Origin of the sequence: Thermomicrobium roseum DSM 5159 (assembly GCF_000021685.1) — a bacterium.
In the GTDB taxonomy this organism is placed as follows: Bacteria; Chloroflexota; Chloroflexia; order Thermomicrobiales; family Thermomicrobiaceae; genus Thermomicrobium; species Thermomicrobium roseum.
This window is the reverse complement of sequence record NC_011961.1, coordinates 720816-739462: the sequence shown is the minus strand read 5'-3', so window position 1 is coordinate 739462 and position 18647 is coordinate 720816. Positions and strand designations below refer to the sequence as shown.

Sequence of the window (18647 nt, the reverse complement as noted above, 5' to 3'; positions counted from 1 at the left end):
CGTCGCAGCGGGTGCTCCGGTTTCGATCAGGGCACCCGCTGCTTTCGGTCGCAGACGTTCCCAGCGAGGATCGTCATGACCGCATCGACACGTCGGCGCAAGGCACTCGGGACGACTGCGCTCCTCCTGGCAATGATGCTGATCGGGGGGTGGTTGAACGCGTCCTCGCACGCCCTGCTGCTCGGCCCGGTCGGGGTATCACCGCGCGTGCCGGAGGCTGACGCGCTGCGCACCGAGGCGTGGCGGCTCGTCGGGCAAGCGATTCCGAGTGAAGAGGTCGCGGTGCTCCCGTTGCCCGAGACGTGGATCCCGCCGAGGCACTTGCCCAGCCCGGCGGTCGAGGAGCCCTCGCCGGTCCGCGAACCACTCCTGGTGATGCCGCGACTGGTCGAGCCGGTGCGTATTCGGATTCCGAGCATCGGCGTCGATGCTCCGATCCAAGCGGTCGATCTCGCGCCCGACGGCAGCCTGGCGATCTCCGACGACGGCGACACAGTGTTCTGGTATCGGGGAAGCGCCTACCCCGGTTGGCCGGGACGAGCGTTACTGGCAGGCCATCTCGACCGGGTGGAGGGTGGTTGGGCTGTCTTCGCCGGCTTGCACCGCTTGCAGCCGGGTAGTGTGGTGCTGCTCGAACTGGCCGATGGGCGGGTGCTCCACTACACGGTGACGGGGCAAGCGCGTGTGGCGAGCACGGACCTACCGGCGGAGCTGCTCACCGGCGAGAACTCCTCGGAACTCGTCTTGATCACCTGCGCCGGCTGGTGGGATCCGCAGCGTCGCGTGTACAGCGACAACCTTCTCGTCTTCACGCGCTTCGACGGCCTCGCCCCGCTGAGCTAGTCGCTCGCGGTAGCGTTGGCGTCGCTGAGTACCGTATCCAGCGCTGCGGAGAAGATCTCCAGGGTGCGCGCGATGTCGGCCTCGCTGTGGGCCAGCGAGAGGTAGAGCTTTTCGCCTGGGTTGACGAAGAGCCCACGTTCGAGGCAGGCGAGGCCGAAGCGAACAGCTCGCTCGCGATCGGCACGGAGCAAAGCTGCATAATCGCGGGGCTCTTCCTCGGCGAAGACGATCTGCAGGACCGGCCCTTCCCCGATGACCTGCAGCGGTATACCGCGTGCGGCGGCCAGTTCACGCAATCCGGTCCGGAGTTGCTCACTGATTCGATAGAGGTAGTCGTACACGCCAGGCTGCCGAAGAACGTGCAAGGTGGCCAACCCGGCAGCGGCAGCCAGCGGATTGCCATTGAGCGTGCCACTGAGATGCGCGACCGGTTCGCCACGAGACCGGCGCGTGGGGTCGGTGAGTGCCATGATCTCGCGGCGGCCGGCGATAGCAGCCAGCGGGTAGCCACCGCTCAACGCCTTGCCGAAGGTAGCCAGATCGGGGACGACGCCGTACCGTTCCTGGGCTCCTCCGTAGGCGAGCCGGAACCCGGTGACGACCTCGTCGAAGATGAGCAGGATTCCGTAGCGCTCGGTGAGTTCGCGCAGGCCGTTCAGGAAGCCGGGCGCTGGTGGGAGCGCTCGTTGCAGCGGCTCGCAGATGACGGCGGCCAGCTCCTCGGCATGCTGCTCGATGAGCGCGCGCGTGACGTCGAGGTCGTTCCAGCGTGAGACCAGTACGGTCTCGGCGACTTGGGGTGGGATGCCAGCGGAATCCGGTTGCCCCTTCGGCAGGTCCGAGGGGACGGCGGGGAACGCGCTGATGAGGGCGTAGTCGTGGACGCCGTGGAAGGCCCCTTCGAACTTGAGGATCTTGGTACGACCTGTATAGGCGCGGGCGATGCGCAGCGCGTGGAATGTCGCCTCGGTGCCGGTAGAGACGAACTTGATCTGCTCGGCGCAGGGAACGGCCCGGATGATCTCCTCAGCCAGTTCGATCGCGGCCGGCGTGAGCGTGTAGAAGGTCGAGCCGAGTGCCGCCTGACGCGAGACGGCCTCGACGATGGCGGGATGAGCATGGCCGAGGATGAGCGGTCCGGAACCGAGCACATAGTCGATATAGTCCCGACCATCGACGTCGACGACACGGCTTCCCAAGCCGTGCGAGAGCACGATGGCATGCGACTCGGGAAGGACGAAACTGGTCACAGCGCCACCGAGCGCCTCACGCGCGCGGCGCAGCCATTCGGTGCGGGTGGCTTTAGGTGTTTTCGTCACTGTTCGCTCCTGCTGGGCTGGTGGCTGAGATCGCTGCTTCTTCCTGGGCGCGTCCGGCCCGGCCGCGTCGGCGACGACGGACGGCGCGGCGACCGGCTGGCGCAGTGCTTTCGGAGGGTAACGACCAGTTGTGCAGCCACTTGAGGACGCGGGGAACCACGTACGTCGTCGTGCCGATGACGCCGGGAATTCGCTGGAGTTTCTCGGTGATGAAGCGATAGAGCGCATCGACCGAGGGGACGAAGACCTGGATGCTGATGTCGCGCTCGCCGGTGGTGAGACCGACGTAAGCGACTTCTTCCATGGCGACGAGTTGCTGAGCGACTTCCTCCAGGCGTCCCGGTTCCACTTCCAGGAAGATATCGGCGGTCACGTCGTAGCCGAGGGCGGAAGGATTGACGATGGCGACGAGCTTGACGATGCCGTCCTCGACGAGCCGGTTGATGCGAGCGCGGACGGTTCGCTCGGCCACACCGAGCCGGCGAGCGATCTCGGCGCTCGGCATGCGGCTGTCCTCCTGGAGGAGACGGATGATCGAGCGGTCGAGTGCATCGATCGGGCGTACCATCGTTCCAGCGCTCCTCACTCCCTGGTCTCCATTGACCAGCTGTCGCACCATCACGGTGCCAGTTTGCACAGCAGTGCATCTTCGCCTGCTCGCCTCACCGGTACCCGCCTCTCGCGAGTCGAGCGCCGGTTTCGTCAGCAGCGTGCCCGATTATACACCGGTTACGACACGATCACCTCCTCCCTGTGCTGGAGAGTAGCGTCGATCGCCCGAGAACGAGCACGACTCCGGCGACGACTTCGATACCTATGAGGAAGTAGACCCGGACGATGAACGCGCCGACGATACCGAGAAGAACAGCGGCGAGGCTGAGGAGGAAGGCCGAGAGCCCTCGGCGGAAGTTCAGCATGCTCGACACAGCGTGTAGGAAAGCCATCACGAGGGCGATCAGCAGAGCGCGCGGTGCTGCGCTCAGATAAAAGCGATACGCGAGCGAAATCCAGAGCAGACCGACGATGAGGAAGCCGCTTCCCAGGATGAGCCAGGTTCCGGAGAGCGGTTGCGAGGCGGTTCGGTGTCGCGCGAACTCAGGTGACCAGCGTCTCACCTGATACTCCTTTGCATCATCCGAACTGGCCGGCGTGCGCCAGCGCACCGATGAGGACCAGAAGGATGCGCACGGCATGAGCCATGGTCACACCGCTCGGGTCGCGGGCCGGTGCCAGTTCGGTGAGGTCGAAGCCGACGATCTGGCCACGGTGTGCAATGCCACACAAGAGGTCGAAGACCTGCCAGTACGTCAGACCACCGGGGGCTGGCGCATTGACCCCTGGCATGATACCCGGATCGATGCCGTCCGCGTCAAGCGTGACGTAGTACGCGGATGCCTGCGGCAACCGGTCGAGTACCCACTCGATCCCCTCTCGGTGCACGGTGCGGGCCGGAACCAAGACGCTTCCCCAGGTACGAGCAGCAGCGAACTCTCCCTCTCGTCCACTGCCGGCCCCGCGTAGCCCGATCTGGATCATCGCGTGCACCGAGGACAGTTCGCTGGCCCGTCGCATCGGACTCGAGAATCCCTCGCGGATGCCATCGACCTCGTCGCGCCAGTCGAGGTGCGCGTCGATCTGGACAATACAGAGCCCTGTATGCTCGGCGTAGGCCTGCAAGACCGGAACGGTCACCGCATGGTCACCGCCGAGCACGATGGGTACGGTGCCAGCACGGAGCAGTGTGCGGACGACCGTGGTGATCCGCTCCAGATTACCGGTGTGGTCCCCTGGAACGAGCCGGACATCGCCCGCATCAGCGAGCAGGACCTCCCGTCCCGCGAAGAGGTCGCCACCAAAATCGACGTCCACGTTCCGGTAATACGGCTGGAAGGCGAGCGAAGCAGCGCGGAGCGCGGCTGGTGCAGTCGCTGACGGAAGCTCAGGCCCCAGCCCTCGGTAAGGGCGTCCATAGGGAACACCGAGGAACGTCACATGAGGGGGACGAGGCAACTCGTCGAGGCGGGGAAGTCCGACAAAAGTCGATGGCGCAGGTTCGGTCATCGAGGGGTGATCGCTCGTGTCCTCGCCGTGCATCGTGCTCCACACGATCGTGTCCTGCCACGTTTCACTTCTCGATGATTGTGAGAGCCAACGAGTGGTTCGTCAAGAGGAGAGCGCCGAACTCCCGCGGCTTCTCGAAGCGAGCGGTGCGGACGTAACTGAGGACCGAACTGCTCGGGCGGATCGGGAACTGGCACCGACGAACTGTCGATGAGGAAATGCGCGGCTCACGAGTGGATATCCGTTTTTGCGTATCCTCGTGGTCGGCACGTTGGCTCACTCGGTTCTCCGGCAGGACGGCGTTGCGGTTCGCCGCGAGAGATCCGGAATGGAGTCGAGGTCGATGCGGGTGTGACGCGCACCGGCTGTCCGATGACCCGGGCACCGTTTGCCGTCACGATGGAGGCGCGCAGCGACCAACCGGCGCAGTGCGGACTGGATGCTGCTCCTCACCAGGAGAAGCGATCGTGCGTGGCAGAGCGGAGACGGTCGGTGAAGGGGGTTGGAGCGATGGACGAGCAGGGGAACGCTGAGGGGTTGGTGCGCGAGGCAACGCGCTTTTCAGCGGAGCGACCACACTGGGTTCGGCCCAGTTACGACGGGTTCGGCCTCGTCAACCTGCCATGGTCGATCCTGGCCAGCCTGGGGGGCGAGCTGGAGGGGCAGCCGGTTTCTCCAGCGATCTGGCCGAGCGAGTTGGCCGATGGGATCGAGGCTGTTCTGCTCGTGATCATCGATGGACTGGGTTACGAACGGCTGCAGCGCGCGCTGGCGGAGGGAGAGACGCCCGGGCTGGCCAGATTGGCGCGTGAGGGCATACTCTTCCCGCTCACCTCGGTCTTCCCCTCGACGACTGTCGCGGCGTTGACGACGCTGGCGACCGGTTACCCGCCGAGTCAGCATGGCTTGCTCGGCTTCACGGTCTTTCTGCGCGAGTTCGGCATGCTCTCCAATCTCCTGCTCTGGTCGCCGCTCGGGCGATTTCCCAGCTACGCGAGCCTGGGGCTGGAACCACGCTCGTTCCTGCCTGTTCCGACGATCGCCGAGCGAGCCGCGCGAGCCGGCATCCACGCGACGGTGGTGAGCCCGGAGGCGTTTCGCGACACGCCCCTGACCAAGATGCAGGCGGCTGGTGCCGAATTCCGCGGATATCGGACACCCGGCGAGTTCGTGGCGCAGGTTCACGCTGCGCTCGTCCGGCCGGGTCGCCAGTTGGTGACGGCCTATTGGGATACGCTGGACACGCTGGGCCACTTCGTGGGGCCGGAATCAGCGGCCTGGCGTATCGAGTTCCGGCAGTTCGATCGCTTGCTGGCCGACGAGCTCCTGGCTCGACTCCCGCGGCGTAACCTGCTCGTCGTCATCACCGCCGATCACGGGATGGTCTCCCTGGATCCAGCGCGGCAACGACCGCTCACCGATCCCGCACTGCTGGCCGAACTGCGGGTCCCGCCGGCTGGCGAGCGTCGCGCCGTCTATCTGCACCCGGTGACCGGCGCAGAAGAGTCCGTACAGGCGCGCCTGACAGCGCTGGCGGGCGAGGACGGATGGGTGTCCAGTCGAGACGAGCTCTTCGCGCAGGGGCTGTTCGGTCCCCTGCCGTACCATCCGGAAGCGCTGCATCGGGTGGGTGAACTGGTCCTGATCGCAGTCGAGGGAGCGGGTTTCCCGTGGGATCCACCTGGGGCATCAAGTCGCGTCTTTCTCGGGGCACATGCCGGGCTGGAAGCGGTCGAGCAACTGGTGCCGTGTCTGATCTGGCGTCCGTGAGCCGTCACAGTTGGAGCCAGATAGCGAGCGAGCCGGCTGCCAGGAGAAGGGGGACGAGGAGGAACCCGAGCAGGATGTACTGGCGGACTGAAACCGTGATCCCGTACCGACGCAGGAGCAGGACCCAAAGGATCGTGGCCAGCGATCCCACGGTCGTGACGTTCGGCCCGAGATCGGCTCCGAGCAGGGCAGCGTAGCGCAGCGCCTCCTGGGGGAGCGTGGCGGGGGCACTGGTCTCCAGCGCCGCGCGCATGACCAGGGCCATCGGTACATTGTTGATCAGGTTCGCACCGAGCGCGGTCCCGAAGGCCGTGACGAGGATGGCGCGCAAGGTGGATCCCGCGCCGAGCGCCAGGAGCCAGGTACCGAAGCGTTCGGTGAGTCCGAGTTCGGTCAATCCGCGCACGACGATGACCATACCCGTGAGGAAACCGAACAACGACCAAGAAATACTGCGGACCACGCTCTTCCAATCGAGCTGGCCGATGCGCCAGGCGAGCAGGGCGAGAGCGCAGGCGCCGAGGACGGCTACCGGACCGAGCGGCAGGTGATACCAAGCCGCGGTGACTTCCACCAGGGCCAGGACGGCAAGCCCGCTCAGCGTCAGGCGGGCAGTCTGCTGTCGTCGGGAGTCGAGCACGGGAAGGCGAGCGGGATCGTACACCATACGAAGGTCGTGGCGGAACCACCAAGCGAAAATGATGTAATTCGCGAGAATGGCAAAGAGAGCGGGGGCCAGGAGAAAGCGGAAGAAAGTGGGGAGATCGATCCGCTCGCCGAGGAGCAGCACGTTGATCGGATTACTGACCGGGAGCAGGAACGACGCCGTGTCAGCGATGAACGTCGTCGCGAACAGATACGGCACCGGTGAAAGGCGCAACTGGATGACCAGCGTGGCGACGACCGGAGTGAGCAGCAGTGCGGTCGCGTCGTTGGAGAGGAACGCGGTGACCAGAGCTCCGATGAGAAAAAGCATCAGATAGAGCCTGCGGCTCGAACCGTTCGCCCAGATGGCTGCTGCTCGGGCCAGCATCGTGAACACGCCGGCACGCTCCGCCAGCGCGGTGGTTACCATGAGCCCCAGGAAGAAGAGGTAAACGTTCCATTCGTGGTAGAGCGCGGCTGCTGCTGTCTCGGGTGACACGATCCCGGTAAGCAGCATCGCCAGGGCGCCGAGGAGTGCGGCGTGTGCCTCCGACAGACGAGCTGGCCGCGCGAAGATCCCGATGAGCGTCGCTGCGAAGATACCAAGTCCGAGAACGACCTGCATCGGCCCTCCCGACACGCGGTCGATGAGTCTACCATGCGACCGACCATTGGGCCGAGTCTGGCGAGGATGAGCGGTGCCTCGCCGAGTGCCTGGCTCGCCATCGGTCACGGCTGGCGCGGGGACGCCGGAACGATGGCGGACTCGGTGCCGGGACGTGATGCTAGACTGGCCTGCACTGGTCGCGCGAGGCGAGATCGTGAACGGAGGAGCAGGATGGCAAGCCGAGCCGAGCATGAACTGGCGGACGAGCGTGCGCGGCGTGTTCTCGATCGCTTGGCGGAGCAGGATGCAGCCGAGCGTGCTCTCGGACTCCCTCAGGAACAGCGCATCCGCGCATTGACGCCGGCGACGGGAGCGTTCTTGTACGGAGTGCTCTTGGCCCTGCGGCCGCCGCTCATTTTCGAGGCAGGTTCAGCGGTCGGTTATTCCACGATCTGGTTGGCACTGGCTGCGCGGGCCTATGGTGGACGCGTCATCGGGAGCGAGATCCGTCCGGAGCGCGTCGCGGCAGCCAATGCCAACCTCGCGGCGGCTGGTCTCCAAGACGTGGCAGTCGTCCTGGAGGGCGATGCTGCGGAACTGGTACGGCAGTACGAGCGAATCGATTTCCTTTTCCTGGATGCGGAGAAGGACGACTATGGGCGTCTCTTCCTGGCTGCCTTCGACCGCGTGGTGCCGGGTGGGCTGATCGTGGCCGACAATGTCGTCTCGCACGACTGTCGCGCATACCAAGAGTTCGTCCGTTCGCGGAGCGATGTCCTGACGATCACCATCCCGTTCGAGCGGGGACTGGAGTGGACGATCAAGCGTTGGTGAGGGGCGAGCCGGAGCGCTCGGAAGCCAGCCGAGCGAGTGTACCGCGGTCGAGTCGGATGTCGGTGCAAAGCGGCTGGTAGACTGGTGGACGGATCACCTCCCCAGCGAGGAGGGGGACAGGCGATGACGGTCGGTCGGGAGCAGCCGCGAGCGCTCCTGTCGAGGATCGACCAGCATCCGGAACGCCGCGAGGAGCTGCGGTGTCATGTTCTCGCGCAGGAATTGCTCGCGTTGCCAGCGGTCGTCGCGCAGCAGGGTGACCGGTTGGATCGCGTCGAGGGGGTGCCGCTCGACTGCGCGATGCGCTGGCTCGCGGCTTCGCGCGAGCGCCGTCCAGACTTCCTGAGGCGACTCCTCGCTGCCGCGGAGCGGCTCGCTGCGACGTTCCACGAGGTGGATTACCAGGACGAGCGTATGGCCTGGCAGGAGGAGCGAACCGGATCGACCAGCGCATGGAGCAGGACGACGCGCAGCTGGCTCATCTGGGGGAACCCGCTCAGCGGCCCGAGCGCGAGCGGCAGTCATTGCGCAGCGAGGTCGGCTGGCCGATGGTGACAGCGAGTGGGATGGTCGCGGCTGATGCCGCCGATGCGCTCGTGCGGGCTGGGGAGCAGAACGGGTTCGCTGTTCCGGCTATCGCGAGGAGTCTCGCTCGCGACGGCGAACGGGGTCAGATCGCCTCGGCGATCGATTTCGACGGAGAGCGGGTCTGGGTACTGGTCGAGGTCCAGGTGCAGCTGCGGGACAGTCGCACGTGGTTGCGAAGATCTCCTCGTCAGGTTTCCGCGAGCGACGCGCTCGTGCCGCTCTCGATCCGCCGCTGCTCCCGATGTGTTTGGGCAGCGGGTATACGGGGAGGCAGGAGTGGCCTCTCGGGGTGGGTGTCCTCTCGCGGCGCGGTGAGCATCTCGCGCTAGCGATCCAGCGCGGAGGGAGGGCGCGAGCGGGGCGACGCGCACGAGCCTGTCGCAGCCGTCGGTTCGATCCCACCAGGCGATCAGGCTGGCCGCAGAGAAGACTCGCGCGGGGCAAAGGACGTGTCGTGAAAGCACTGAGAGCGCAAGGGCGTCGAAACGAACGCGAGGAGGGCCGATGCGCAGCTCAGAGGTGATCGTGATCGGTCTCGGCGCGATGGGCGCCGCGACGGCGTGGGCGCTTGCACGCAGTGGCTTCCGCGTACTCGGGCTGGACGCCTTCCGCCGCGGGCACGATCGCGGTTCGTCGCACGGCAAGACGCGGATCATCCGGACAGCTTACTACGAGTCGCCGGAGTACGTCCCGTTGGTCCGGCGGGCGTGGACGCTCTGGCGGCAACTGGAGGCCGAGAGCGGCCAGTCGCTCCTCCGGATGACGGGAGGGCTCTACGTGGGGCGACCGGACAGCTCGCTCGTGAGCGGGGTGCTGGCGAGCGTTCGTGCGCATGGACTCGCGCATGAACTGCTGGAGGCCAGCGAGGCGATGGCGCGTTTTCCAGGGTTGCGGTTAGCACCCGAACAGGTGGCTGTGTTCGAGCCGGAGGCTGGGTTGATCGACCCGGAGGCAGCGGTGGCAGCCATGCTCGACCGCGCCACGGCCGCGGGAGCACAACTCCGGCATGAGACGCCAGTGATCGCCTGGGCGGTCGATGGTGACGGCGTCCGCGTGGAAACGCCGGCTGGAACCTTTCGGGCGGATCGGTTGGTGCTGGCGGCGGGAGCGTGGTTGAGTCAGCTCGTCCCAGAGCTCGGATTACCACTCGAGGTGTGGCGTATCCTGCACGTGCACTTCGCACCCCGGGCCGGGGGACGCTACGCGGCGGATCGTTTTCCCTTCGCCCTCTGGGAGGACGAAACAGGGCTCTACAGCGCGTTTCCGGAACTGCCGGGACAAGGGGTGAAGTTCGGCCGGCACGATACGGGAGAAGTCTGCACACCGCAAACGGTCCGACGTACGGCGACGAGCGAGGAAATCGCCGAACTGCGCCACGCACTGGAACGGTACTGGCCCGAAGCTGGGGGAGCGGTGCTGTGGTATCTCACCTGCCTCTACACGGTCACACCCGATCATCATTTTCTCATCGATCGGCACCCCCTTCGGCCACAGGTCGTTCTCTGCAGCGCGTGTTCCGGGCATGGTTTCAAGTTCGCTCCCGCGATCGGCGAACTCGTCGCCGCACTGGCGATCGATTCCGGAGCGCAGCCAGCGGCACTCTTCCGCCTGGAGCGGTTTCGGCGCGAGTCGATCGAAGCGGCACAGTGAGCGTGGTGACGCCGGTCAGCTGGGAGTGGGTCGGATCCCCATTTCGTCGAGGGCGCGTGTCACCGATTGCTCGGTGACGGGACCGACCCAGGCTTTGCGGATCGTCCCATCCGGACCGACGAGATACGTCTGCGGAATGCCGTAGACCCGCCAGGCGCGACTGGTGACCCCGTCGCGGTCGAGTGCGATCGGGAAGGTGAGGCCGAATTCTCGGACGAACCCCCGCACCGTGGGCACATCTTCCAGCTGGTTGATGCCGATGACGACGAGGCCGCTCCCGGCGTACTGCGCGGCCACCTGCTGCAGAGCTGGCATCTCGGATCGGCATGGTGCGCACCAGGAAGCCCAAAAGTTGACCAGAACCGGTCGCCCGCGGAACTGACTGAGACTGATCTGGCCGCCATCGAGTTGGGGAAGCGTGAACTCCGGCGCGACCGTCCCGATGGTCAAGGCCTGAGCGGCGAGGAAGTCGCCAGCGGACGGAGCAGGACGAGGAACCTCGCTCTGGCGCAGGAACCAGAGGGCAAGCCAGACCGCACTGACCAGGACAGCGAGCAGGGCGATATTGAGCGCGAGGAGGTGCCAGAGGGGTCGTTGTGCCCGGCGGTCGCTCGACACGTCGGTCGGCGCGATCGGTTCGCTGCTGGTCGGCTCGTGCATCGTTCGCTCCCGAGGCAAACCAGGCCTCTTTTCATAGTGTACTCGTGGGATCGGTGCAGTCTCGTTCTCGGGAGGTGGATCGCCGCGGAGTGCATGCTGGTTCGCGCCGCGCTGGTGTCTCGGATCGGCCCCCGGCGGATCAGGAAGACAAGGGATCGAGGGGAGTTGGATCTACCAGGCGAGCTCATAGTACTGGCGCTCGAAATAAATGAGAGGGTCGTTCGCTGGACCGAGATCGAGCGCGACGACCTGGCCCACGAAGATGGAATGGTCACCCCCCTCGTAGCGAGCCCAGGGTCGGCAGTCGATCCAGGCGAGGCAGCCGTCCAGACGGGGGATTCCTAGAGGGCCCAGGTGATGGGGCAGGCGGGAGAAGCGCGAATCGGCCAGAGGGGCACGTCCGGCGAACTGCTCAGCCAAGAACTCCTGATCGCGGGAGAGGAGATTGACGACCCAGCCGGCGGCCGTCTCGAGTAGCCGATGACTCTGCTGCTGGCGGTCGATGCAGACGAGGACGAGCGGGGGATCGAGCGAGAGCGGGCAGAAGGCGGTCACGGTCACGCCGTGATAGCCGGTCGGCCCGGCGGTGGTCACCACGGTGACACCGGCAGCGTGCCTGGCCATGACGTCGCGGAACTGTTCCGGGCTCACCATCGCGTGCCTCCCCAGGACGATGCTACTCTATCGCTGGGGCGATGGAGGGCGCTGGCGTCGTTTCACGGGCTCGCGCGGCGCGGATGGCGGCCTGGTCGAGTGAAGTCGACCGAAGACGGGGTGCACCGGGTGAGGAACAACGGATGGCTGAAGTGCGGACGGCCGACGGAGCTTTCGTTTATGTGGAGGGATGGCGCTGGTTCTTCCGCGAGAGCGGTGAGGGAGAGCCGGTCGTGCTCCTGCACGGCATCCCGACTTCGAGCTTTTTGTGGCGCAAGGTCCTGCCGGTGCTGGCACGAGAGCGGCGTGTCATCGCCCCGGATCTTCTCGGGTTCGGTCGCTCGGACAAGCCGCGGCATGGTGCCGAGACGGTGGCGCAACTGGCGGAGCGTCTGAGTGCCTTGCTGGATCGCTTGCGGGTGGAGCGCTGTGCTCTGGTTGGCCATGACTTTGGCGTGCTCGTCGCCGCAGCGCTGGTCGAGCGGTGGCCGGATCGGGTCACCCATCTGGTGGTGACCAACACGAGCTTCCGAATCGAGCGGTGGCGGGGTGGGAGCCTCTCGCCCTTGCAACTCTTGCGGATACCGGTGCTCGGGGAGATCGCCCTGGCGTTGGCCCGACCGTGGATGCTGGCAGCCGCGCTGCGTCGGTATCTGAACGATCAGAGCGTGCTGGATCGCGCGATGTTGGCTAGGTACTGGGAACCGTTCGAGTTGGGATACCGCCGGACGCTCATCCGCTCGATGCGGGTGCCCCCGTTCTCGGCTGACGACCTGGCACGTTGGCGGGCAACGCTCGTCGAGCGTGGGAGGGGCGGACTCCCGCTTCTGTTGGCCTGGGGGGCGCGCGATCCCCAATTCGGCGTGGACGAAGCGCGCGAACTGGCCAGTGCTATCCCTGGAGCTCGCTTCCTCAGCTTCCAGCAGGCGAGTCACTTTCTCCCCGAAGAGCGACCGCGGGCACTCGGTCGCGTGATCGCCGTCTTCCTCGAACGTCCGGCGGCACTTCCTGGTCTGGTCTAGGACGTCTGCTCGAGCGCACCGATCACTTCGGCAGTGAAGGCGAGCGCATCGATGTAGGCTTCGGTCACGACCGATGCGGCCAGCGGGAGATCGGCGAGATGCGGCCAGTCGCCGGACTCATAGGCGCGCACGAGCTGGAGGAGCCGACCGAGCGGGCCGCGCTGTTCGAGGAGCGCTGCCACTACTTCGCTAGCGAGAGGCAGCGGAGCGAGCGCTGCCTCGAGCGGTCGATCGAGGGCAGCGTCGAGCACCGAGAGCAGCCCGGTCAAGAAGGCTGTCTCGCGCGACGCAGAGCCGGTCGCTGCGGCAAGCAACTCGCACAGGCGAGCCCGTAGAACAGCGGTACGGACGAGTTCGACCGGCTTGTTCTCTATGCCGGCCAGAACGAGCACCGTGACCCACGCTGCCACGTTGCGTATCCCGAGGACGAGCAGCGCCTGCCGGAGCGAATCGATCCGGCTGCGTCGAGCGAACCAGACACTGTTGACGAGCTTGAGCAGTTTGTAAGTGAGTTGGACGTCCTGAGCGAGGAGGCGTTCGATCTCCTCGAAGTCGATCGCTGGATCGGCAAGACGGGAAAGCAGGAGAAGCGCAGCATCGGACACTGGTCGGTGGTATCCCCGCACGATGAGCGGTCGGAAGAGGAAGGGGCCTTGGAACAGATCGACGCCGAAGTCACGGCACACCACGAACTCATGATAGGTTCGAATGTCCGAGACGAGAACACGCAAGGTTCCGGACCGAAAGGAGGCGAGCGGTGCGAGGAGTTCCGCGAGCAGCGCTTCGAGGCGTATGCGCTGCTCCTGGAGCACTATGGGATCCGGGAGCCGCACCCGGACGGCATCGACGTCATCGATCGAGGGTGGGTGCGTCTCGAGAAGATCGAGTCCGAGAAGGATCTGGCAGCCGTGGTGGGCGAGTCGGCGTAGTGCGTCGCGCACATCGCTGCGCAGGTAGTCTGGGAGCTCGACGAGCACCATCAGACGATCGGCCGGAAGGAATGCGACCAGTTCGGGGAGCGAGCTGCTGAGAAAGGAAGGAGGGAAGGCGACGATGGCAGCGCGAGCACCGACCAGTTGGTCGAGCCCTAGGTCCAGTATGGTGTCGAGAAAGCGCTCTGCGTCCTGCGTCGACGGCGCACCAGCATGCCCGCCGGGCTGACCGTAGCGAAGTTCGTAGGCGGCCGTTTCCAGGTGGCGGTCGAAGACCGGTTGTCGAGCGATGAGTAGTTCGCGAACGGACATTCACGCAGCCAATGCTGACTCGATCTCGCGGGCGAAGGCCAGCGCATCCACGTACGCCGAGCTGAGGAGCGATGGTCGAAGTCCGCTTGCGGGTAGGCGCAGCCAATCGCCACGCTCGTAGGCCAGAACGATATCGAGGACGAGGCCGAGCTCACCTTCCCGGTGGAGCAGTGCAGCCGCGAGCTCGTCAGCGAGTGGGAGAGCTGCGACGAGGTCGGACATCGGCTGATCGAGCAGCGCATCGAGGACCGACAGCAGCCCCACCAAGAAGGCCGATTCGCGGCTGGTTCGCCCGCGTGCGGCGGCGACGAGTTCAGCCATGCGCGCACGGACGATCGCCAGGGTAAGCAATTCCTGAGGCTTGTCGGGAATGTCCGCCATGAGCAGGAGCGTTACCCAGGCGGAGACCAGACGCGTACCGAGCACGAGCAGAGCCTGGCGAACCGACTCGATGCGCCGCCGACCGAGCCAGACCGTATTGACGAGTCGCAAGAGCCGATAGGTCAGGCCGACGTCGAGGGAGATCAGTGCCTCGAGTTCGGAGAATTCCACCTCGGGATCTTGCAGTCGCGCGAGCAACAGGAGGAGCGCGCGGCTGGTCGGGGCACGGAGCGCGCGGACGGGGCGCGGGAGCGCGAGGAATGTCCCAGCGAACAGCGTCACGCGCTGTTCCCGGCATCGGTCGAAGGCCTGATAGTCCTCGATCCCCGTGACCAAAAGGAGGGCACGCCCCGCGCGAAGGTGACTGGCCAGTGTGTCCAGTCGAGTGTTCGCTCGGCTGTACTCCACGGCGACGAGATCGATCGTCCGGGTGACTGCCTGCAGCACCTCATCGCTCGGAACACCAGCGGTTCCGACGCGAAAGCCGTGGCTGCGCAGTGCGGCGATCGCATCGAGCAGGAGTTGTCGATCGGGTGGGGGTTCGAGCGTCAGGAGCGGGATCAGCCGGTCCGGCGTCGCGAGTCCCGCCAAGAAGTCCTGGGCAGCGAGCGCCGCGGCGGGAGAAAGCTCGATGAGCGCTATGGAGTCGCCGACCAGGGCGGGGAGCCCGACTTCGGCGAGCGCGTCGAACAACAGCCGAGCTTCGGCCTCCGACGGGTCGGGATGCGTGGCGGACCCACTCAGCGCAGGCGGCGGCTGCACGAAGCTCGGGTGACTCGCGCTGACCTGGTAGCCCCAGACGTCGAGACGACGCGTGAGGATCGGCTGGCGACGCAGGAAGACGTCGCGCATCAGCACCGTGCGTCCTTTCTCTCGTCGATGAGCATCGGCGGGAGCAGTGAACGACTTCTGGGAACATCGTCCCGAATCGGAACGGACTTTGCGGCTACCTGCTGAACCGAGACGCGGTTCCCCTCTCGACGAGGAAGGACCGGTGACTCAAGAGGGCAGATGTATCGTCGCAGGGCTGGCTGGACCCGCGACCGGCTCTCTCGGGGGCCGTCGTACGCAGTGCGGTTGCGGCTGGGACAACCGGATAACCGGCCGCACCGAGAGAAGCGACGGGGTGATCGGCAGGCATCGCCGAGGCGGCGCGGTGAGTCGTGGGGGTCAGTCGGGGGCGCCCAACAGCTTCTCGGTCAGGAAGAAGAGGAGTGCCAACACGATCAGCCCGCCGTACTCGACGATCAGCGGCCACCAGAAGCCGTGAGCGAGCCCGGCATACCACGGTGCGATGACGAAGACGATGGGAGCCAAGACGATGCCGAGGAGCACCCCCAGGCCGCCGAAGGTGAGGTAGATCGCGAGCAGGTCGAGGACGAAGGAGGCGACTAGCCATGCGAAGAGGAGAATCCCGCCCACGATCCCCAGCGTGCCCGCGGCGAACGCGCGGAAAAGACGCACGGCAGACCTCCCTTTCCACTGCGGTGTTCTCGGGTGATCGAGCGCGGTCGTGCCGGGCCGATCCCGCGACCGCCTGCTCGGAGGCTCTGGCTGGATCGTCGGTCGGTGACCGCGCGATTCTCCGCGTACCAGGATGGAGCGGCTGCGGGAACACCGGTGTTCCCACCCAGCGGCCGCAGGGAATCGTAGCCGCGCCTGCTGAGAGATGAGCCGATCATGCAGCGACGCGCGATGGAGCGGCGTGCGTCGCGTCGCGGGTGAGGCGGCGCTGGCGGCCGGGCGCCCTCACGTGGAGCGAGACTGACCGCCGCAGCCTGTGGCTGACTCAGGCGCGCAGCCACGTCCGCAGGACTGTGCGGAGCGGCGTGGTCGGTCGGCCGCTGAGGCGACTCAACGTCCGGCTGTCGTCGAAGAGTGCCTCCGGCGCGATGCCGGTCTCGATGGTCAGGAGCACGTGAGCGCTGGATTCGGGCGTGCCTCCTGAGAGAAGAAAGGCACGGTACTCCGCAGGGCTGGCTAGGCGCAAGGCGATGGGCCGCCCGACCACCTCGCTGATGGCCTGGGCCAGATCAGCCATCGTCCAGGCTTCATCACCAGCCAGTTCGTCGATCTGCCCAACGTGCCCGTCTCCAGTGAGGACAACTGCGGCGGCAACCGCATAGTGGGCGCGGGGTGCGGGTGACAGGCGTGCTGTGCCAGCCGCACTGACGAGTTGGCCGATGGCCGCCGCGTGACGGGCGCGTTCCTCGCAGTTCTCGGTATACCAGCCGTGGCGCAGGATGACCTAGGAAAGACCGCTCTCCTGCAGGGCGTGCTCGGGCGCCGGGTGCTCGAGAGCTAAGAAGCGGAGCGGCGTGCGGTTGGCGTGGAGGAGGCTCGTGTCGGCGAGGAGCTGGACGCCCGCGCGTACCGCGGCAGTGATGACGTTCCGGTGCTGTTGGACGCGCCGGCCGACCTCGCTGCCCGAGATGAGCAGGAGGCGCTGGATGCCGCGGAGCGCTGCATCGAGCGTCGCCGGATCGTCGTAGTCGGCAGGGCGAACAGTGATACCCTGTGCAGCGAGGTCACTCGCCTCGTTGGGATCGCGAGCGCGTGCGACCACTCGGTCGGGGGAACTCGCCGGAGGAGTTCGGCGATGACGAGTCGACCCAACCGACCACTGGCTGCAGTGAGACCGATGATCCTCCCCGATCCTTTCCCGCCACGCGGGCGACAGCCGAATCAGTGCAGTCCTGAATCGTTATGCCATGCTCAACAGGCCGCGAGAGCGGATCGGACAGGGGTGCGTTCGCTGGCTCGTCGGTGTCCGAGCTATCCGCTCTCGCAGCCGATGCCGTCGCGGTCCGGGTCGAAGCGATGCGGATCGGGTGGGAGGACCGGGAAACGACGGTAGGGGATATCCGCGCAGTCGAGGTCGGGGGGCGGTGGCGGGATGCAGACCGTCGGATAGCTCGGATCGCAGTTGGGTGCTGGCGTCGGCGTCGGTGACGGGGATGGCGCTGGTCCCGGCGGTGGGGCCGGTTCCGTATCGCGTCCCACTGGCGGAACCGGGCAGATGCCCCACACCCCGGCCCGTTCCTCCCGCGCCGCTCGCTCGGCTTCGACGAAACGCCCGGCGTAGGTGACGTCCGGCGGATAGGTGGCGACGCCGGCGTAGCCGCGCCGGACCAGCACCTCGTTGAAGAGATACGGGCCGATCCAGACGTAGCGGAGGAGCCGCCCGTAGCGGTCGGTCTCCGAGACGTCGCGCTGGAGCGCCACCTCCTTGCCGGCCAACCACTCGGCTGTGAACTGCGAGGCAGCCACGCCGAAACACTCGACCTCACCGTACACCTCAGGGGTGTCGACGCCGATCAGGCGGACCCGGGCGGTGCGACCATCGGCGAAGCGGACGTCTATCGTGTCGCCATCGACCACGTTGGTGACTGTGGCCAACTGGTAGACGCCCGCCTCCTGGACCGGTTGTCCCAGCTGTTCGTAGCGCCAGCGGTAGTAGTGCTGCCCGACGTTGCCCGCCTCGACCTGCCAGCCGGGCGGATTGTCGGGCGTGTAGGTGAGACAGCGCCGCTCGAAGCACTGGACGAGCACGTCGCGCGGCGTGCCACCGACGCGGACGCGCGTCCAGTAGGGCTCGGTGATCGGGAAGCCAGTGGCGTAAAAGGGATTGGGAAAGAGCGCATCCTCGCGGAACCGCCAGCCAGTGTAGACCGTGCCACGACTGTTCATGAAGCTCCAGAAGACCGAGGCGACGGTGTGGCCGGTCTCCGAGACGAGGAGGGCGGCGGTCACGCCATAGCGTGCCAGGGCCGGGTCGTTCCCCACCTGGCCGGCACGATCGAGTGTCTGCGTCACGGCGCTGCCGGCGGGCAGCGGTGGTGCGGCGAGCAGCGCGGCGAACGTAGCGTAGGTCGGAGCCGCTGGATCGTCGGGGTCACCGGCGACGTTGACGACTGCGGGAGGATGCATCTGAAAGGTCTGGTCACCGAGCTGGAGCTGGCCGGTGACCAGCTCCTTGGCGAGGAGCCCGTTGGTCACGTACCAGGGTGACGCGCGGTCAGCCGCCGGGTCGGTGATCTCCATGCGGGACTTGTCGAAGTACTGGACGAGGCGCGTGCCACCCGGCGCGTCGACGTAGGGCTCGCGAAGCGGTACCGTGAACGGCTCGGGTCCCCACATCCAGGTGCGGTCGACGCGGCCTTCGGCGACGGGCAAGTCGCTGCGCGCCCAGGTGTCGAGGAACGCGTCGTGCCCGGTCGGCGCGGCAGTGGCGAGCGATGGCCACGCGACAACTGCCGACAGCACGGCCAGGCTGAGGAGCAACTGGACCCATCGTCCGGTCGACGACGCCCGAACGAGCTGTCGTCCGCGAATGGTGGTCACGCTCATCTTGCTGCCCTCCGGCTCG

Annotated in this window: 19 protein-coding genes; 6 read left to right on the top strand and 13 right to left on the bottom strand. The window is 66.4% G+C overall.

Going from position 1 to position 18647, the window contains the following annotated elements; genetic code table 11:
* Positions 1 to 75 precede the first annotated feature (75 nt).
* A complete protein-coding gene (locus TRD_RS14000; protein ID WP_012642427.1) occupies positions 76 to 843 on the top strand; it encodes a class F sortase in 768 nt (255 codons plus the stop codon).
* Here TRD_RS14000 and TRD_RS12575 read toward each other — a convergent pair.
* The 4 genes from TRD_RS12575 to TRD_RS12560 all read right to left on the bottom strand — a co-directional run bounded on the left by TRD_RS12575 (position 840) and on the right by TRD_RS12560 (position 4223).
* On the bottom strand, positions 840 to 2162 hold the full coding sequence (locus TRD_RS12575; protein ID WP_012642515.1) for an aspartate aminotransferase family protein: 1323 nt from the start codon (positions 2160 to 2162) through the stop codon (positions 840 to 842). The genes TRD_RS14000 and TRD_RS12575 overlap by 4 nt on opposite strands.
* Positions 2146 to 2730 (bottom strand): Lrp/AsnC family transcriptional regulator, encoded by a 585-nt coding sequence (locus TRD_RS12570; RefSeq protein ID WP_012642658.1) that lies wholly within the window; start codon positions 2728 to 2730, stop codon positions 2146 to 2148. Before TRD_RS12570 ends, TRD_RS12575 begins: the two co-directional genes overlap by 17 nt.
* 172 nt (positions 2731 to 2902) lie before the next feature.
* The gene (locus TRD_RS12565; protein WP_012643019.1) at positions 2903 to 3277 is read right to left on the bottom strand and encodes a hypothetical protein; all 375 of its coding nucleotides are present in this window, start codon (positions 3275 to 3277) and stop codon (positions 2903 to 2905) included.
* Between the two features lie 16 nt (positions 3278 to 3293).
* On the bottom strand, positions 3294 to 4223 hold the full coding sequence (locus TRD_RS12560) for an agmatinase (protein ID WP_041437792.1): 930 nt from the start codon (positions 4221 to 4223) through the stop codon (positions 3294 to 3296).
* 510 nt (positions 4224 to 4733) lie between these two features.
* Here TRD_RS12560 and TRD_RS12550 point away from each other — a divergent pair.
* Positions 4734 to 5993, top strand: coding sequence for an alkaline phosphatase family protein (locus TRD_RS12550; RefSeq protein ID WP_143714820.1), 1260 nt, complete (start codon positions 4734 to 4736; stop codon positions 5991 to 5993).
* 4 nt (positions 5994 to 5997) lie between these two features.
* Here the strand turns inward: TRD_RS12550 and TRD_RS12545 are convergent, their stop codons facing one another.
* A complete protein-coding gene (locus TRD_RS12545; RefSeq protein ID WP_012642835.1) occupies positions 5998 to 7263 on the bottom strand; it encodes an ArsB/NhaD family transporter in 1266 nt (421 codons plus the stop codon).
* Between the two features lie 213 nt (positions 7264 to 7476).
* On the opposite strand from TRD_RS12545, the gene TRD_RS12540 reads away from it, so the two are divergent.
* The 3 genes from TRD_RS12540 to solA all read left to right on the top strand — a co-directional run bounded on the left by TRD_RS12540 (position 7477) and on the right by solA (position 10317).
* On the top strand, positions 7477 to 8079 hold the full coding sequence (locus TRD_RS12540) for an O-methyltransferase (RefSeq protein ID WP_012643307.1): 603 nt from the start codon (positions 7477 to 7479) through the stop codon (positions 8077 to 8079).
* A gap of 123 nt (positions 8080 to 8202) precedes the next feature.
* On the top strand, positions 8203 to 8634 hold the full coding sequence (locus TRD_RS12535; RefSeq protein WP_012643202.1) for a hypothetical protein: 432 nt from the start codon (positions 8203 to 8205) through the stop codon (positions 8632 to 8634).
* Between the two features lie 537 nt (positions 8635 to 9171).
* Positions 9172 to 10317: an N-methyl-L-tryptophan oxidase gene (solA, locus tag TRD_RS12525; protein ID WP_012642400.1), complete on the top strand. Its 1146-nt coding sequence runs from the start codon at positions 9172 to 9174 to the stop codon at positions 10315 to 10317.
* A gap of 15 nt (positions 10318 to 10332) precedes the next feature.
* Here solA and TRD_RS13995 read toward each other — a convergent pair whose 3' ends face one another.
* Both TRD_RS13995 and TRD_RS12515 read right to left on the bottom strand, forming a co-directional pair.
* On the bottom strand, positions 10333 to 10977 hold the full coding sequence (locus TRD_RS13995) for a TlpA family protein disulfide reductase (protein WP_012642755.1): 645 nt from the start codon (positions 10975 to 10977) through the stop codon (positions 10333 to 10335).
* A gap of 171 nt (positions 10978 to 11148) precedes the next feature.
* Complete coding sequence (locus TRD_RS12515) at positions 11149 to 11631, bottom strand: flavin reductase family protein (RefSeq protein WP_012642685.1); 483 nt, start codon at positions 11629 to 11631, stop codon at positions 11149 to 11151.
* 143 nt (positions 11632 to 11774) lie between these two features.
* On the opposite strand from TRD_RS12515, the gene TRD_RS12510 reads away from it, so the two are divergent.
* On the top strand, positions 11775 to 12653 hold the full coding sequence (locus TRD_RS12510; protein WP_012642615.1) for an alpha/beta fold hydrolase: 879 nt from the start codon (positions 11775 to 11777) through the stop codon (positions 12651 to 12653).
* Here TRD_RS12510 and TRD_RS12505 read toward each other — a convergent pair.
* The 6 genes from TRD_RS12505 to TRD_RS15170 form a co-directional block, all read right to left on the bottom strand.
* Positions 12650 to 13897, bottom strand: a complete 1248-nt coding sequence (locus TRD_RS12505) for an EAL and HDOD domain-containing protein (RefSeq protein WP_012642704.1) — start codon at positions 13895 to 13897, stop codon at positions 12650 to 12652. The genes TRD_RS12510 and TRD_RS12505 overlap by 4 nt on opposite strands.
* Positions 13898 to 15130, bottom strand: a complete 1233-nt coding sequence (locus TRD_RS12500) for an EAL and HDOD domain-containing protein (RefSeq protein ID WP_012642995.1) — start codon at positions 15128 to 15130, stop codon at positions 13898 to 13900.
* 318 nt (positions 15131 to 15448) lie between these two features.
* A complete protein-coding gene (locus TRD_RS12495; protein ID WP_012642869.1) occupies positions 15449 to 15742 on the bottom strand; it encodes a hypothetical protein in 294 nt (97 codons plus the stop codon).
* Positions 15743 to 16067: 325 nt separating this feature from the next.
* Positions 16068 to 16319 (bottom strand): Rossmann-fold NAD(P)-binding domain-containing protein, encoded by a 252-nt coding sequence (locus TRD_RS15310; protein WP_012643254.1) that lies wholly within the window; start codon positions 16317 to 16319, stop codon positions 16068 to 16070.
* A gap of 207 nt (positions 16320 to 16526) precedes the next feature.
* Positions 16527 to 16844: an NAD(P)H-binding protein gene (locus TRD_RS15305; RefSeq protein ID WP_012643093.1), complete on the bottom strand. Its 318-nt coding sequence runs from the start codon at positions 16842 to 16844 to the stop codon at positions 16527 to 16529.
* Positions 16845 to 17053: 209 nt separating this feature from the next.
* Positions 17054 to 18628: a thermonuclease family protein gene (locus tag TRD_RS15170; RefSeq protein WP_012642611.1), complete on the bottom strand. Its 1575-nt coding sequence runs from the start codon at positions 18626 to 18628 to the stop codon at positions 17054 to 17056.
* Between the last annotated feature and the right edge of the window lie 19 nt (positions 18629 to 18647).

What these genes read in the sequence shown, in the direction of transcription:
- TRD_RS14000 (WP_012642427.1), top strand. Translation starts at nt 76, where the DNA reads ATGACCGCATCGACACGTCGGCGCAAGGCACTCGGGACGACTGCGCTC.
- TRD_RS12570 (WP_012642658.1), bottom strand. Translation starts at nt 2,730, where the DNA reads ATGGTACGCCCGATCGATGCACTCGACCGCTCGATCATCCGTCTCCTC.
- TRD_RS12560 (WP_041437792.1), bottom strand. Translation starts at nt 4,223, where the DNA reads ATGACCGAACCTGCGCCATCGACTTTTGTCGGACTTCCCCGCCTCGAC.
- TRD_RS12550 (WP_143714820.1), top strand. Translation starts at nt 4,734, where the DNA reads ATGGACGAGCAGGGGAACGCTGAGGGGTTGGTGCGCGAGGCAACGCGC.
- TRD_RS12545 (WP_012642835.1), bottom strand. Translation starts at nt 7,263, where the DNA reads ATGCAGGTCGTTCTCGGACTTGGTATCTTCGCAGCGACGCTCATCGGG.
- TRD_RS12540 (WP_012643307.1), top strand. Translation starts at nt 7,477, where the DNA reads ATGGCAAGCCGAGCCGAGCATGAACTGGCGGACGAGCGTGCGCGGCGT.
- TRD_RS12535 (WP_012643202.1), top strand. Translation starts at nt 8,203, where the DNA reads ATGACGGTCGGTCGGGAGCAGCCGCGAGCGCTCCTGTCGAGGATCGAC.
- solA (WP_012642400.1), top strand. Translation starts at nt 9,172, where the DNA reads ATGCGCAGCTCAGAGGTGATCGTGATCGGTCTCGGCGCGATGGGCGCC.
- TRD_RS13995 (WP_012642755.1), bottom strand. Translation starts at nt 10,977, where the DNA reads ATGCACGAGCCGACCAGCAGCGAACCGATCGCGCCGACCGACGTGTCG.
- TRD_RS12515 (WP_012642685.1), bottom strand. Translation starts at nt 11,631, where the DNA reads ATGGTGAGCCCGGAACAGTTCCGCGACGTCATGGCCAGGCACGCTGCC.
- TRD_RS12510 (WP_012642615.1), top strand. Translation starts at nt 11,775, where the DNA reads ATGGCTGAAGTGCGGACGGCCGACGGAGCTTTCGTTTATGTGGAGGGA.
- TRD_RS12505 (WP_012642704.1), bottom strand. Translation starts at nt 13,897, where the DNA reads ATGTCCGTTCGCGAACTACTCATCGCTCGACAACCGGTCTTCGACCGC.
- TRD_RS12500 (WP_012642995.1), bottom strand. Translation starts at nt 15,130, where the DNA reads ATGCGCGACGTCTTCCTGCGTCGCCAGCCGATCCTCACGCGTCGTCTC.
- TRD_RS15310 (WP_012643254.1), bottom strand. Translation starts at nt 16,319, where the DNA reads ATGGCTGATCTGGCCCAGGCCATCAGCGAGGTGGTCGGGCGGCCCATC.
- TRD_RS15170 (WP_012642611.1), bottom strand. Translation starts at nt 18,628, where the DNA reads ATGAGCGTGACCACCATTCGCGGACGACAGCTCGTTCGGGCGTCGTCG.